The 15210-nt window shown below is 32.1% G+C and carries 23 protein-coding genes; all 23 read right to left on the bottom strand.

Annotated elements, in window-relative coordinates; genetic code table 11:
- Positions 1-42: 42 nt before the first annotated feature.
- Positions 43-525 (bottom strand): nuclear transport factor 2 family protein, encoded by a 483-nt coding sequence (locus tag Q0893_RS12230; protein ID WP_299275988.1) that lies wholly within the window; start codon positions 523-525, stop codon positions 43-45.
- 18 nt (positions 526-543) lie between these two features.
- A complete protein-coding gene (locus Q0893_RS12225; protein ID WP_298903443.1) occupies positions 544-1011 on the bottom strand; it encodes a nuclear transport factor 2 family protein in 468 nt (155 codons plus the stop codon).
- Positions 1012-1180: 169 nt separating this feature from the next.
- The gene (gene mltG / locus Q0893_RS12220; RefSeq protein WP_298903444.1) at positions 1181-2221 is read right to left on the bottom strand and encodes an endolytic transglycosylase MltG; all 1041 of its coding nucleotides are present in this window, start codon (positions 2219-2221) and stop codon (positions 1181-1183) included.
- Positions 2222-2285: 64 nt separating this feature from the next.
- The gene (locus Q0893_RS12215) at positions 2286-2708 is read right to left on the bottom strand and encodes a hypothetical protein (RefSeq protein ID WP_299275983.1); all 423 of its coding nucleotides are present in this window, start codon (positions 2706-2708) and stop codon (positions 2286-2288) included.
- Between the two features lie 183 nt (positions 2709-2891).
- Positions 2892-3278 carry a DUF4345 domain-containing protein gene (locus Q0893_RS12210; protein ID WP_299275980.1) on the bottom strand — a complete coding sequence of 129 codons (387 nt, stop codon included), beginning with the start codon at positions 3276-3278 and terminating at the stop codon, positions 2892-2894.
- Positions 3279-3339: 61 nt separating this feature from the next.
- Complete coding sequence (locus Q0893_RS12205) at positions 3340-4050, bottom strand: YafY family protein (RefSeq protein ID WP_299275977.1); 711 nt, start codon at positions 4048-4050, stop codon at positions 3340-3342.
- 162 nt (positions 4051-4212) lie between these two features.
- Positions 4213-4599: a DUF1801 domain-containing protein gene (locus tag Q0893_RS12200; protein WP_367180667.1), complete on the bottom strand. Its 387-nt coding sequence runs from the start codon at positions 4597-4599 to the stop codon at positions 4213-4215.
- Positions 4600-4817: 218 nt separating this feature from the next.
- Entirely contained in the window at positions 4818-5339 is a 522-nt protein-coding gene (locus Q0893_RS12195) for a hypothetical protein (protein WP_299275974.1), read from the bottom strand.
- A gap of 162 nt (positions 5340-5501) precedes the next feature.
- Positions 5502-5933, bottom strand: coding sequence for a hypothetical protein (locus tag Q0893_RS12190; RefSeq protein ID WP_299275971.1), 432 nt, complete (start codon positions 5931-5933; stop codon positions 5502-5504).
- Between the two features lie 57 nt (positions 5934-5990).
- Positions 5991-6347: a lipocalin family protein gene (locus Q0893_RS12185; protein ID WP_299275968.1), complete on the bottom strand. Its 357-nt coding sequence runs from the start codon at positions 6345-6347 to the stop codon at positions 5991-5993.
- Between the two features lie 183 nt (positions 6348-6530).
- The gene (locus Q0893_RS12180) at positions 6531-6989 is read right to left on the bottom strand and encodes a hypothetical protein (RefSeq protein ID WP_299275965.1); all 459 of its coding nucleotides are present in this window, start codon (positions 6987-6989) and stop codon (positions 6531-6533) included.
- Positions 6990-7110: 121 nt separating this feature from the next.
- Entirely contained in the window at positions 7111-7560 is a 450-nt protein-coding gene (locus Q0893_RS12175) for a phage tail protein (RefSeq protein WP_299275962.1), read from the bottom strand.
- A 29-nt stretch (positions 7561-7589) separates the two neighbouring features.
- Positions 7590-8093: a hypothetical protein gene (locus Q0893_RS12170; RefSeq protein ID WP_299275959.1), complete on the bottom strand. Its 504-nt coding sequence runs from the start codon at positions 8091-8093 to the stop codon at positions 7590-7592.
- 51 nt (positions 8094-8144) lie between these two features.
- Complete coding sequence (locus tag Q0893_RS12165) at positions 8145-8390, bottom strand: hypothetical protein (protein ID WP_299275956.1); 246 nt, start codon at positions 8388-8390, stop codon at positions 8145-8147.
- A gap of 336 nt (positions 8391-8726) precedes the next feature.
- Positions 8727-9188, bottom strand: coding sequence for a hypothetical protein (locus tag Q0893_RS12160; RefSeq protein ID WP_299275953.1), 462 nt, complete (start codon positions 9186-9188; stop codon positions 8727-8729).
- Positions 9189-9216: 28 nt separating this feature from the next.
- Positions 9217-10032, bottom strand: coding sequence for a hypothetical protein (locus Q0893_RS12155; RefSeq protein WP_298903458.1), 816 nt, complete (start codon positions 10030-10032; stop codon positions 9217-9219).
- Between the two features lie 171 nt (positions 10033-10203).
- A complete protein-coding gene (locus tag Q0893_RS12150; protein ID WP_299275949.1) occupies positions 10204-10845 on the bottom strand; it encodes a peroxiredoxin in 642 nt (213 codons plus the stop codon).
- 213 nt (positions 10846-11058) lie between these two features.
- A complete protein-coding gene (locus Q0893_RS12145) occupies positions 11059-11673 on the bottom strand; it encodes a hypothetical protein (protein ID WP_298903460.1) in 615 nt (204 codons plus the stop codon).
- A gap of 174 nt (positions 11674-11847) precedes the next feature.
- A complete protein-coding gene (locus tag Q0893_RS12140) occupies positions 11848-12945 on the bottom strand; it encodes a two-component regulator propeller domain-containing protein (RefSeq protein WP_299275946.1) in 1098 nt (365 codons plus the stop codon).
- 177 nt (positions 12946-13122) lie between these two features.
- Positions 13123-13443, bottom strand: a complete 321-nt coding sequence (locus tag Q0893_RS12135; RefSeq protein ID WP_299275943.1) for a hypothetical protein — start codon at positions 13441-13443, stop codon at positions 13123-13125.
- Between the two features lie 308 nt (positions 13444-13751).
- Positions 13752-14213, bottom strand: a complete 462-nt coding sequence (locus Q0893_RS12130; RefSeq protein WP_298903464.1) for a hypothetical protein — start codon at positions 14211-14213, stop codon at positions 13752-13754.
- Between the two features lie 23 nt (positions 14214-14236).
- Positions 14237-14632, bottom strand: coding sequence for a DUF4288 domain-containing protein (locus Q0893_RS12125; protein WP_298903465.1), 396 nt, complete (start codon positions 14630-14632; stop codon positions 14237-14239).
- A gap of 28 nt (positions 14633-14660) precedes the next feature.
- Positions 14661-15071, bottom strand: coding sequence for a hypothetical protein (locus Q0893_RS12120; protein WP_298903467.1), 411 nt, complete (start codon positions 15069-15071; stop codon positions 14661-14663).
- Positions 15072-15210 lie beyond the last annotated feature (139 nt).

Genomic DNA, 15210 nt, shown 5'->3' with positions numbered 1-15210 from the left:
ACTAAAAGGGAAGAAACCAGATGAAAATTTACCATAAATTAACTAGTCTGAAATTGTTGAAGTTTGTCCGCATAGCAGTTTCCATCCATCGTGTCGCTTTACTACAACGCCAGTTTCAACAAGTTTGACTTTAAAAACTTGTCCTGATGTGTCTATCACTATAGAACTTAATTTACCTGTATATGTTGCAAACTCTTTAGTTAAAGGGTTGATTTTTAACACGTCCCATTGGTTGTCAATAGATTGATAACGTGGAGCACTTTGTTTGAGTATTGTGACCACAGAATCGTATGAAATAGATGAAGCGAATCCTGGAGGTGTCCAGAAAAACGCCTTAGAATTATCGAGGTATTTAAATTCGGCTGTAAGTCCTGATTCTCGAATGTCGTCAAAGTAACTGTTCAATGTTTGCTTGACGTCATCAGCAACTTCAATGCTCTGTTTCTCTGTAATCGTTTTAGGCTCATTACATGATACTGCAGTTAGCAGGCAGGATATTGTTACTATTTTAAGAAGGTATCTCAAATCACTTTTTTTATGTTATTACCAATATTCAAAGATTCGAGCTATTTTACCGTTTTTAAATTCAAAAAGTGTCATTTGAGGTTCTCCATCTTCGGTTTTACCATCTTTTTTTTTCACGAACACTTTTTGAACAACAACAGCATTCAGTCCGATAATTTCGTTTAGTATTTTAATCTCTTTGATTTTTCCATCATAACCTCCATTTTTTTGGTTTCGGACATATCCTTTATACAAATCGTCACGAGTATATATTCCACCATATTTTGGGTGAACATATGTGAAATCCTTCGTGAAAAGTTCAAAGGCGTTGTTGATATCTTCCACAGTAGAATTTGCTTGAAATATTTTAAGGTTTAAATCATAATATTTCTTAACCATTGTTTTAAGGGAGTCCTTATGGTCTTTTGTGACATCCTGTGCATTAATTTGATTAGTGGCTACTAGAATTAAGAAAAGAGGAATTAATAATTTTAGATATGTTTTCATTTTCGATTGTTCAAACGCGTTCGTGTTTATTTTCGTTGGTAAGAAAGGACTAAGTTAGTAAAAGAAAATGAACCAGAGGGAACCTGTGATGTCTTAGTTGTGTTAGTTGGTTACGTCATGATACTTGTATGTAAAAATCATCAATTAACTTTTTACATTGTGAATACTGTTAATTTTTAGCTTGCTTTTCGATGCTATCCAACCAGCGATGATATTTCCTAGCATTTCTATGATGTTCTGTTATCGTTTCTGCAAAAACATGATAACCTGGATCTTCTGGTTTTACACACATGTAAAAGAAATTATGCTTTTCCGAATCCAAAACGGCATCAATACTTTTGATGGAAGCCATACTTATAGGTCCTGGCGGAAGTCCCTTGTGTAAATACGTATTATAGGGAGAATCGAAACGAATATGCTTATATAAAATCCTTGTTGCTCTAAAGTCTCTTGTTGCAAATTTTGCTGTAGGATCTGCATCTAATTTCATGCCTATTCTCATTCGATTTAAATATAATCCTGCAACTCGTTTTTTTTCTTCATCCTTTGAAATTTCCCTTTCCACAATTGAAGCTAAGGTGTACACCTCTTCGGGAGTCAATCCTATTTTTTGTGCTTTTGCAAGTCTGTTGTTAGCATTCCAAAAACGTTTATGTTCTTTAATCATGCGTTCAAAAAAGTCCTTTTCATTTGTGTTCCAATAAAATTCATATGTATTTGGAATAAACAAGCTCATAAGGGTCTCATTGGTGTATCCGAATTTGGTTATATAATCCTCATTTTGAAAAAGGTTAAGCAAATCTGTTGAGTCACTTTCTATAAATCTAGCGGCTTTGCCTGCGACATCTGACAATAACCAACCGTGAGTTAAAACTAAATTTACAGTTTCCTGTTTTCCTGCTCTGAGATGACTTATTAATGAACGATTACTCCAAGAAGGCTTAATTTTATAGCGTCCAGACCTCATAATACTTTTTTTGTAATTCATCATTTCTGACACCTCGCGAAAGGAAACCGTATCTATGATTTGGTTATTCTTATAAAGGATGTCAACGACATCATTGAATGAGGAATTTGCCGGAATAATAACAGAAGTGTTCTCCAGTTTTTCAGGAACATTAGGCCCCATTATTCTTAAATATTTATAGTAGCCAAAGATGCCTCCTATAATACCAAGAATTAATAGTCCCCAAAGTATTTTTTTTAGCATCTAGTTTTCGTTTTTTTTCTAATGACTGTCAACAAGTTTGTGTTATAATTGATTACGTATTGTTCTATTCTTTTGACGACCTATTTTTATATGTTGTGTATTTAAATCTTCCGCTTCCAAGTGTTCCATGTTCTCCCATGTCAACAATCCAATAATCTCCGCCACTTCTATAGTTCCATTGTCCATGTTCAATTTTACTGCCTTCTATTGAAACTAAATACGTATTGTCGTCATTCAGTTTTAAAATACAGGAATCACAATTTGGATATTCGGTTAAATCATAAATTCCAACATAGTCTAATTCAGCATCTCTATGATTTTGATATTGACTATAACTGAAAAGGGCTAGCGGTATTGACGATATTATTATAAATAGAGTACCACTCAATTTCTTTTTTCTTTTAATACATACAATTAAAGTCAAAAGGATAGGAATAATGAGTATCACATAAATTCCGAAAACAATGAGTTCTCCTAATGCCGACATTTAGTTTTGTTAAAGGTTTATACAGGTTTGCCCAAAAAAATCTACTAGTTTTAATAATTGATTGAACGCGCAAGAACTAAATTAGCAAAAGAAAACGAACCAGAGGAAAAATAGGTAAGATTTTACGAGTGCTGGGACTAGTAATTGAGTATTCACATGGTTAGCCACTACTAGTATTTTAAACTAACTATAAATAGTTATTAAGCAAAAAGTATTTGCTAGACCTAAAACAAGTTCAAATAGAATTCCTTGAGTAATTTGTTTACTTGGTTTACCATCAACTTTTAAACTAATTAATCTACCAATCGCGAAACCTAGAAACATTAGAGATGCAATAAGGTGTGAAGAAAAGGTAAGTTTTTCAATAAATAAACCGAAAGCGATAATAATTCCTGCCGAAAGCATTACTGCACTAACTCCTCTCATTTCGTTTAAAAGACTAGCATCACGTTCTAGTCTGATTCCTGAATTCTTTCCATAAGTTTTGATAGGATTACTCAACCTCATTATACCAACGAAGATGAGCATTAAAGCCGATAATGATAAAGTTGCGATACTGATAATTTCCATTTTTAGATGTTTTAGTATTAATATATCTGCAAATGTAAATTGAGGTTGTGACAAAGGTATGTCAAGGGTGTTTTTGGTGCTTTACATATTTTTCAAAATATTCTTTTATAGACATATTATGCGGACTAAATGTTTCGGTATCAGTCCTAAGATTTTGGATGAAATCTATTCTGAAATGTCTAAAATCATTTCGTAATAGACAAAAGGCGATTAACAGAAAATCTCCATGAATACTGTAAATAGCAAACGGCTCAATGCTTCTAGTGGATTGTTTGTTTTCGGAAGAAAGATACTCCATATTTAAGACTTTATATTGGGTTATAGCCGATTGTATTTGCATTAGATTATTACTAGTTTTCTCTTCGTTATTGTTTCCACTAAAGTAGATCCTGTCTGCTAACAAATCTGCGTTTCCTTTTTGAGAGTATCGTAAGATGGCTTTTATTTTTTCTATGGCGCTTGTGGTGTTTTTAACAAGCGATGCGTCTTTGTTTTTGATTGCCAATTGTTCAATTGTGATTAAGGCATTTGCTTCTTCCTCGGTAAAGAGAACAGGAGGAAGGTGATAGCCTTCCATAATAGAATAGCCTTTTCCTTCTTCGGTTACAATAGGTATTCCCGATTTTTCTAGGGTACGAATGTCTCGATAAATGGTTCTTACACTAACGCCATGTTTTTCAGCAAGTTGTTTTGCCGTAATAATTCTTTTAGATTGTAGTTGAGTAAGAATAGCAGTTAATCTTGAAAGTCTAGGTTTTTCTTTTTCCTCCATATAGGTGTTTTCTGCTTGTAATCAATGTACTTGAGTAGGGTTAGCCTTTGGTTATTTAATTTAGCCATAATTAGGTTAGTTTGAGGAACTCACTTAATTCATAGGCAACAAATATTGTTAAAATAGATAATTCTGTTTTATAAGATTCTGGTTTTCTAAAAGTTACTGTCTACAAGCACACTCATGATGTTCATTGAGATATGCAATTGTTTCCATACTGAGTTGTTCTACAACAGGAATGTTTATGTCTGTTAGTTTCTTAAAATAAATACAAGCTTTTCCCATTTTGAATTTGCCTAAATCCTCCAAAAGCGCATCACTTTTTTCTGTTTTGGAATAGATATAGAGCGAAAATTGAGCTTTTCGCGGAGAGAAACCTAACAAAGGAGCATTACCCTCATGGCCGCTTGCATATTTATAATGATACCTTCCAAAACCAATTATTGTTGGACCCCACATTCTTGGTTTAAAACCCGACCATTCGCTCATTAATTCTATTAATTTATAACTATCAGCTTTCTTTTGATCATTATCTACGTATGATTCAATAAAATCAAAGACGTCTACTTCGGTTTTGGTGGTTTTGTTTTAGCCATTTCGTTATGATTTTAAGTTGCCTTACAATACTTACCAGCGTATTCTTGTAGTGTTCGCCATAAGGTATTTAGACAGCACTTTTCAGAAAGTAATTTACAAAATAAAAAGTAATAGCGATTTGAACTTTAATTCAAATCGCTATTACTTATAGACGTTGTTGCCCAAGGTTTTTAATTCCAATAATTTATTAAATCGTCAATTTCAAAGTTGTCTTCAGGAATGTAAATATTATCCCAATATAAGGTTCCGTTGATTTTCACAAAAACTCTATAATATCCAGCAGCTAAATTTTCTAAATTGAGCACTAAATTTGTTGTATTCAAGTTCATGAATTCCATTTCGGCATTTGATTCGATTAACGATTCGGCGTACAAATTGGAGTTCAAAACTGAATTGAAATCGGTTTGCTGGAACGTTTTTTGTGCATTGGCAGGTATAATCCAAACATCAGAAATGTTTTCAGACGCGAGTAAACTCAATGCTCCAGCTGGCGGGTTTGGATAAGCAATAAATTGATTATTGGTTAAAACATTTGGATTGCCTAATTGCGTAGGTGCTGAAAATTCAGAACTTCTAATATTAATACCAGTTACTAATTCAATATTAGTTTCTACTGTAGAATTGTTGTTGTCATCGTCATTGCTACAGCTAATACATATTAGAAGGGCAAAAATAATTGTCATTTTTTTCATTCGTATTGCTTTTTCAAATGTTGGGTAATGTGTTTGTGTATGGTCTATTTTGGAAAATTAGCTCTCATGGTTTATTGTAATTCAAAGGCAGAGAATACGCGTTGAATTTTGTCTAAGAAATTTAACGGCAAGCAGCTACATATATTGTTCGTACATGTATTTTTAAATTCTGCTAAGTAAGTCCGTTATAAAATTCCAAATAGAATTCCATGTTGTGATTTCTTTTTCATTATTTGGGTCTGTTAGCCATAACCCGCAAACGTTACAAATAATTTTATCTTTATAAGTAGATTTCCCAGCAATCCCATCAAGTACAGCTACATCGAACTCATCTGTTGTATTTGTGAATTCGGTTTTTTCAACTCTAATTTTATTTGAATAACACCTTGAGCATCTAATGTTATTATCATTGAATGTTCTCTTTTTGTTTTCAGATATCAGTTGATTAATTCTGGATTCGGTTAGATGGCGTGCAGCTAAATAGTTTTCTATTTCTAATTGCGTTTCTTTCATATAGCTTAGACGCTTGAATTTTGCAAAATTTGCTAATTCGTAATCGTCTAATTTGGTAAGAAAGTCTTTAACTCTGCTCATTTTCTGTTTATAGTCGTGTATAGCTCGTTGCCTGAGCTAGCCGATGACACTAATAATTTATTCCCGTATTAGGGTCATAACCTCTTTTTGTCCAGATCTACTCATAGTAAACTGAAGTGTGTCAATCTTTAATTTGTCTAAATGAACGCCTATTTTCATTTTACCGTCGGGATAACAGATTAATTGAGCGCCAGATATTTCAAATTTTCCAGAATCAGAGATGTTTCCGATTTTGGAGGTATAAGATTTGTCAGCAGAAAATATAAGTTCAACATTATCTTTACAATTGTCTTTGCCATTAGAATCAATGATCCAGCTGCCACATCCCCATTTGCCAGTGATTAAGTCGTATTTTTCAGAATTGTCACAACCGAATAGTATTGTTAATAGTAGTAGGAATCCAATTTTTTTCATAATGTCTTTTCTAAGTATGAGTTAATAATTAATACGAACGTTGTGATAATGTGTTGGTGTATGTTTCGTTGCTTTGGCTAGCACTAAGTTAGTAAATAGAAAACGAACTAACGAGATTTGTTAACGTGAGTTCGTTGTTTATGTTACATAACAATTCACTATACTTAATGTTGTAATAAGCTCTTATAGATCAATTAGCTGATTAACTTCGTTAAATGGTTTGAAAATGAAATTTGTTCTAGGCAAATCAACTACACTTTCTTTAATTAGTTTTCCGTTTCTGAAAATTTTATAGTTTTGAGTTTTAAATACTATTGAATCACCTGATTTTAATAAATTAACATTACTAAAAACTAAATCTGCTTTTTTGCCTTTTATTACACCAAGATATTTGTCTAAATTTTTACGTTCATCGTAGTTAGTTATATTAGAGTCATGAATATCAATTGCTATTACACCAAAGCCATGACCGTATTTATTTAAAGGTTTAATTTCTTTTATTATACCTGTAAAATTAAGATTGACTTCTTTGTAATATTCTCCGTGTTGATTAGTGGTGTTTAACCCAATAACTAGAATTGTGATAAACAATAAAACTACTCCAAGAAATTTGAACAAGGCTTTTTTGTTTTCTTTTTTCATTTAAATGGTGTATTTATCCATTTTATTAGTCATATAATTTGAGGGAATGTTACAGTTTATGATGAATTCAGAAATGTACCACAACATGTTTGTATGAGGTTAGTTATGGGTTAAATAAGTTTTATGTAGAAGGTGTCATGTCGAAATAGGCATATGCTAATTCAACCGTTTCAATCAATAGTTCGCTTTCTTGCGATTTTAAATCGGAGAGCGAATATTTTACAGGATAGCTATTGTAAAATGTCCATTTCATCAATATTTTGCTGTCGTTGTCCATCAATTCTACAGATACATCTTTTGTTTGTATTGCCGCTCCTAATCCATCATTGAGCGTTTCGGAACACCAGGCAATAAGTTTTGAACCCAATGGAACAATGGCTCTTTTGAGGACTAAGTTTTTACTTGAGTTGGCAGTTGGTAATCGATATTTGAATCGACTTTCTCCACCATTAGTTATGTCCTTCACGCCAAGCTCTTTCGTGATTCCTGATACTTCTTTAAATGCTACATTTTCGCCTTCAAATGAAAGTGAAAAATAGAATCCAACAGGATATTCGTTGCTATTTTTCATTTTAAATAATTAGTATTGATGTGTTGGTTCTATTGTATCATTCCGTTAAATGTTTTCGATTCGTTATAAACGGTTATTCCGAAAAGCTGCCACTTCAAAATTCCATTTGCGGTAAATTCGGCTTTCCCATTCGGTTTATAATTATCAGTTTCAATAGCGGTGAATTCCCAATCGTAACCGCTAACAAATCCCGTTATAGAACTATTACTCTCTATAGGAATCCATTGGTTTTGTTCAATCGAATACTTTACGAGCATATTTATATCAAAAGTCAGGTTATCTTCGAGTTTTACTTTTTCTATTTTAGAATTATTCTTTTTATTATAATTGTTTGTAATGGTTATTTGGTTCGTTTTTTCTTCCGAATTAACAGCCGAAATTACTTGGACAATTCCAATGAGCATTACAAATGCCGAAACAACTTTAAATTTAGGGTTAAAAATTCGCATACCTTTTCTAATAAATCCAACAACCAGATATAGAAAGTAGAATGCAATGGTTAAATTAACAATGGACCACAGTAAATATATCATGAGTTTTTTAAGTTTGTTTATAAGGTGTTTGTTTAAGTTGGGGTCGTTCTGCTATTTGAAAGTTTGCGTCTTTAGGAGTTCGCCAGCGTCACTATAGACCTTCCATGTACCTTTCTTCTTGCCGTTTTCGAATTGACCTTCGTCCCAGAGTTGACCATTGGCATGGTATCGCTTCCATAGACCATGTTTCTGTTCGTTATCGTTGAAACCTCCAATTCCTCGAGGCTCACCAGTTTTGAAGAACCATGTCCACTGACCAACAATCTTTCCGTCCTTGAAGCTACCAGTGGATTGCATCTGGCCATTGTTGAGAAAATAGGTCCACTTTCCTGATTTCTTTCCGTTGTCGAACTCACCTTGACAAGAGATAAGACCGTTTTTGAAGAACAGTTTAAAAGGTCCATGTTTAGGATTACCGTTTTCATCGATTCCAGGGATGTCTTTCATTGGTATTCTTTTTTATTGGTTACAAGATGTTCTTGTTATGGTGCGCTATTTTGGTTAGGAACTAAGTTAATAAAAGAAAACGAATTAGAGGGAAATTAGTAGGGTTTTGGGAAGGCCAATTCGCTATGTTCGTGTCTCGAGTACACTAGACCAGTCAACTCGTTATATCGGTTGTAAGGCGCTGTTTTATTTCCACTCTTTAATAAACGTTCCTTTATTATATTTTTTTGAACCTACGGTAAGCCCTCCGTTAATTATGCCAGTATTATATTCCTCTTGATCCTTTATAGTGTTTTTTGGATACAAATAAAAAATACCTTCAAGTTTTTTTGTTTCGGAATTCCAGAATATCATGAATTGTTTGAATTCAGTTCTGACCCAATTTAATTTTAATTTTTTTGCGGAACAAGATTCTAACTCATCTATTGTTTTCTTCCAATTGGCTAGAACATCTTCTTCGAACTTATCTCGGTTTAAGTCCATTGCTGTTTTTAATCTAAGACGATAAAGACTAGTAAGTTCTTTTTTCTCCTGTTCAAATCCAGAATGAAATAATACTTGCCTGTTTTGAATTTCATTCAAACATTCCTGAGCTAAATTATTTTCCTTTTCTAATTTTAGATTATTTAATACCTCTTCAAATTCCATCTTTAAATTAATATCGACCTTACTGTGCTTAATTACTTCTTTCGTATGTGTATTTTATTTGCGCTAGTAGCTTTCCTTTTTTTGAAAAATATTCAATTTTTTCAATAAGTCCGTTTTCTAATTTTGTTTCGATTCTTTCACCTCCTTTTTCTAAAACAAGTTTTATACCAGAGAGATAGCCCACATTATCTTTAAGGATTTTCCAAATATTCTTGTTTCCATCTTTACATTTAATAGACACTAGTTTATTTCTGTTTCCTCTTTTTTTCATACAATTTCCACTTTTTTCATAAGTATATGATTGGCTCGAAAATAAATTACCGTTTTTGTCATACTGCTCTTTTGATGTAAGCATATGACCTTGATTATAATTCCATTTATGACTCACGATTTTTTTCCCATTTCTCACTCGGTAAAGAATACTGTCATTCAAATTTTTATCTCTAATCCAAACTTGTTCAACTAGGGTGTCATTCTTGGAGCTTATTTGCATCCTTCTTATAGAGCGTTTTTCTTTGTTTTTTATGGTAACGATAGTATACTTTAATTTACCGTCTTTATCACGCATTTCCCCATATTCCGTCATTCCGTCATCAGAAAACTTGTATTTTGTTTCTTCAACTAATGAGTCGTTTAAATCATACTCTCGAAATGATATTGTATTTCCAAATTCATCCAATTGATCAACAAGATAAGTTTGTTTTATAAGTGAGTCATTTTTGTATTCAAATCCTTGAATTATTCTCTTTGTAATACCATTTTTTATTAAAATCTCTTGCTCATTAACTTGAGCATAAAGATTTGAAAATGATAGTATAGTTATTAAAATTATTAGGTATCTCATAATTAAATGCGAGGTGTTTGTGTATGGTTGATGCATTGGTAGTAACTAATTTAGCGAAAGGAAAAGAGCCACAGGGAAATCTGTAGGATTTTGCTAATATCAGTTTGTTAAGCTCGTGTTCGATTACATATGGCATAAGCTGTTAACTATACACCTTGCTATATACTAATTTTAATCAATATTAGGCTGAGGTGTTAACCTTAAGTATGGTTTAACTTCAGTATGTCCTTTTGGAAATAAGCTAGGAATATCTTCATTAGAAACAGAAGGAACAATAACACATTCATCGCCATTATTCCAATTTGCAGGTGTCGCAACTTTATGATAAGCTGTTAACTGTAAAGAATCTATAACTCTTAGTAATTCATCAAAATTTCTGCCTGTTGAAGCGGGATAGGTGATAGTTAATTTCACCTTTTTATCACTATCTATAACAAAAACAGATCTTACTGTCAATTTACTATCGGCATTAGGATGAATCATATCATATAGCATAGCTACTTTTCTATCCTCATCTGCAATTATTGGAAAGTTTACAATTGTATTTTGTGTTTCATTAATATCATTAATCCAGCCATTATGCGACTTTAAACCATCTACACTCAATGCAGCTACCTTTACATTTCTTCTGTCAAATTCAGTTTTATATTTAGCAACTGTTCCCAGTTCGGTGGTACAAACAGGAGTATAATCTGCTGGATGTGAAAATAAAATGCCCCAACTATCTCCAAGCCAATTATGAAAATTTAATTCCCCTTCTGTTGATTGTGCTGTAAAGTTTGGTGCTTCATCACCTAATCTAATTGCTCCCATGATTTTTAAATTTTAAATATTAATAAATGTGTTGCTTTAATTTTTGCATATAACGTGTAGGTTTATGGTTCGTTATGTTGGCAAGGTCTAAGATAGTAAAAGGGAATGAATCAACGCGGAAATCTGTATGATTTTGTTATCACAGTTTGCCTCGCTCGTATTAGAGTACACACAGACCAAGTAATTGGTTATATTCGTTGTGAGGTAGTGTTATTAATTTTCGAGATTTGATAAAACAGCATAGCAATAGGAGTCATGTTCACCTACTAAAATATAGAATTCATCATTCATGTTAATTTTATTGAATGTATTTTGTTTGTATAGCTCATAGAAAACCTCATGAATAGCAATAAATCCTTTTAATCTATAGCAGTGAGCCAATTTGTAATCGTCTATTGATTCGTCATTAATAATCTCAACATAAGGGTTAAAGAAATCAAGTGTAATTCCTTCATCTTGTTCTAATCCATCTGCAAAATCATAACTACATCCCATATCAACATCCACGTCATTTACATCTCTTTCTTCCCATTCAATAATGCCGTAAGCGTAAGCCTCTAAATTTAGTTGATTAGGTATGTAATGTTCTAATAAAATTGCATCTAATTTTTGTTCAGGGTTTATTCCGTTTTCAACATTTGTCCAAACAGAGGATAGTTTCCTATGTATCTCTTCTTTTAATTTAACTTTATAAGACTCAAAATCAAAGCTCATGAGTTTATCATAACCAATTTGTAGCTTCACATCAATATCAGAAGACTTAAATTCAGATATTGCATTTTCTAGTTCAATTTTAAGTTGAGTTTTTATATCACTATTTTTTAGCATTGTAGTCTGGTTTAATCGTCTAACGTTTATGTATGACTTGTTAGAACTAAATTAGTAAAAGAAAACGAACCACAGGGAAATTTGTAGGATTTTGCTAATGCCAGTTCGCTTCGCTTGTGTATGAGTACAACCTGAACGAATAATTAACAATACACGTTGTTGTAAGCTGGCTATTTACAGTTCTAATTTTTCAAATGACTCTCCATTATATTTATAAACTCCAGCGTTATGTGTTCCGAGCCATAGAACATCTTGGTTGTCTTTATATATTGAAAATAGTAAAACATCAGTTTCGCCATCTTTAATTGGATAATGAATTAGTTCAGTGCCATTACTTCTCCATACGCCATTATCGTATGTTACCATCCACAAGCTTCCATCATTATCTATAGTCATCGACATAGAATACAAACTTTCTAATTCTTTACTTTTTACTCCTAACTCTCGTTGATAATTTATTGATTTGAGCTCATTAGACTTAGTGTCATCCAGTAATATTTTGTATTTATATTTCGGATTACAAATCCAGATATATCCATCTCTGTCTTCAATAATTGAACGAATCCCGAAAGAACCGCCTTCAGGAGTTTCTGTTAAATGTTTTTCATACATCCAACGAATTTCCTTTCCATCATATTGATAAACGCCTAAATTAGAAGTGCCAAACCACATATTTCCTTTAGAGTCTTTATAGATATAATAAACACCATAAGGATTGTAACTAGCATTAGGATTAATGGAAATGAATTCGTTCTCTACTTCATTTTTTGGAAATTTTAAATGATATAAATACTTTCCATCAAATCGATATGGTCCGTTATTATTCCATCCAATTCTAAACCATAAATCGTACGGTTCTAATTTCCATTCATTTTCTACAGAATTATCTTCTACTATCTCTAAAGTTGTAAATTTTTGCCCATCAAATTTGCTCACTCCTTCTGCTGTGTCGAAGTAGATGTTTCCAAATCTGTCTTCTTGTATTCCCCAAATATTACTTTCAATAAGTCCATCTTTATCAGTAAAAAGAACTAGACTTTCCCCATCATATTTATAAGCTCCTTTATCATTACCTCCAAACCAAATATTATTATTAGAATCTTGGAAGATTAGTAATATTTTTTGGTCGAGCTTAGAAACAGTTTCACCAAGTTCAATAACTTTTTCAGGCGTATCTAATTTTTTAGATTTATTCTGTCCGTTGCATGTAAATAATGTTGTTAAAATTCCAAAAATTAGAACAACTTTAATAGTTAGTATTTTTAAGTTCATTCTATTTTTTGTTTGTTCTGGATTTTTAGCTTGATAACAACGTGTTCGTGTAGGATTATGTTACGGAAAAGAACGTGCGTTATTTTCTGCTAGATTTGATTTTTATTAAAAGTAGGAATTTTTCTTGTGCTTAGCCAACTTAGCAATGAATTATACATGTTGTTGTACAACGTTTTTTTATGTTTGTCGTTTCCAAGTCGATTCAAAATTCCAACAAGATTTGTCAATATTTTCAGGAAATTCTCCATTGTGAATTACTTTATAGGTATTCAAGTCAACACTCCATGAGAGCGTTTGTAATTCAGAGTATTCAGTTTGAAAATGAACTTTTGATTCCAACCATATTAATTCAGATAATAGTTTTTCGTATTTAGCAATCCATTCGTCCAATTCATATTCAACCGATTTTAGATTTGCACCGAAGTGGATAATTCTACCAGAATACTCCAAATTCGCACGAGGAATTTCGTGACTTGAGTTATGGGTTATAGAAAACATTTCATAGGAAAGTGGTGGCCACTCATCTGTTTTATTACTTCATGATTATGTTTTTTGACTTTATTTTGAACAGGACTTTTCCAAAAATCCATTTCCTCAATATAACCATATAAAGTGGTTCTCATTCCCATAATTATTTGTCTTCGTTCATTTTTGTTAAATGGTGTACAATGCGTTGGTGTATGATTTCGTTGCGTATTTCTAGCAACTAATTTAGCAAATACAAACCGAATATAAAATCCGCGAGGATTTTCGTAAGTAGGCGAGTACTAGCAATGAATTATACACGTTGTTAGGTGTAGTTTTTTTCAATCGAGTTCTTTTATTTTACTTTCTATTAAAAGTCTAAATTTTCTCAATTCGGTCGGTAGGTTTTCAGTTTCTATTTCATAATCATCAATTGTAATTTCTTTCTTTAGAATTCCATCACATATTTCCACTATCAGTTTATCCTCGTTTTTATTTCCAGTGGTATAAAATCCGTTTAGATTTTCATCAAGCATGTCATTTGGTACTTGGTTAATTAAATCTTTTATAAGTTCAAATTTTTCTTGAGACATTAATTCACCGACGAACGTGTATCCATTTTTAGTATGTCTTTCATTGTGCCACAACTCTCTTTTATCTACTAATAATTCCGAACGCGTTAGTTTGTAAATTTCATAAGTGCCATAGTTATCACTGAAGAATCTTCCGAAAACAAGATATTCTAAATTTTCAAGATTAGTTTTCTTTGTCTTCTTAAAGAATCTATTTAACCATTTAAACATATTCAAAGTTTGTTCAATTAAAATTACATTGGTTTAAAATTCTTTAATAACTCTTTCTTATCAAAAACTAATCGATTGGTTCTCCGATCAGATATAAATCCGTAATCTCTCCACATTAGTTCGGTTCCGTCCTCAATATTTTCTTCATAAATTGGTAAAAGTTCTCCAATTCCGACAAAAATCCATTCCATTTCCAATTTGTCAGTATTAGTGAATTTGTATTCAGCTTCTTTTCCGAGTTTTACAGCTTTATCGAATGCCCTTTCAGGAGAATTAGCTTTAATCAGGTGATGGTTTCCCCAAGTCGTAACTCTCCTTAAATCTTGCTTTTCATTGCGATCAACTGGCTCGCATTTTTCGATAATCTCAACGATGTACCAGTTACCTTTTTCGTTCGATATTTTTTCTTGGGATTTCATTTTTTTAAATTGTAGCTAACGTTTTTTTTTATTCACATTTTTTGGATTTCAATCGATTATTAAATCCATTCCAAAATTCATCGAGATTTTCAAAGTTTAGATTCTCATTAATTGGTTTTAAATCTACCCTGTCATTGTTTTCAAAAACATGTAATTCGATTTTATTTATTCCGATATATCTTATTCTTGCTTTCCTATTCTCACTCCATTCTCCGAACGACTCAAAATAAAGAGTATCATTTTTAATTTCAATTTTTCGCCATTCTGATAGTTGAACCCATTCATTTTTCAACGTTACTCTCATCGAATCTTGTTTGAAATAAACCTCAGTATATTCTCCCATGCTACATGAGAAATAATTTCCATTAAGATTTTGGTCAGATTGACAACCAAAAGATAATGCTAAAATCAAAATAATTTTCCAAAGATTGAGTTTCATCCAATGTTTGCTAACGTGTTTTTGTATGGTTTACCTTCGGTGATTATTTTCTCTAGTTCGTTTTTGTTGGCGTTATTTTTTCAAAATGTCGAGCAAAAATCTACTAGCTTTAATAGTTGATCGCGTAGGTAAGAACTAA

The sequence above is a fragment of the uncultured Psychroserpens sp. genome, assembly GCF_947494225.1.
Lineage (GTDB): Bacteria > Bacteroidota > Bacteroidia > Flavobacteriales > Flavobacteriaceae > Psychroserpens.
This window is presented reverse-complemented; position numbering and strand designations above follow the sequence as displayed.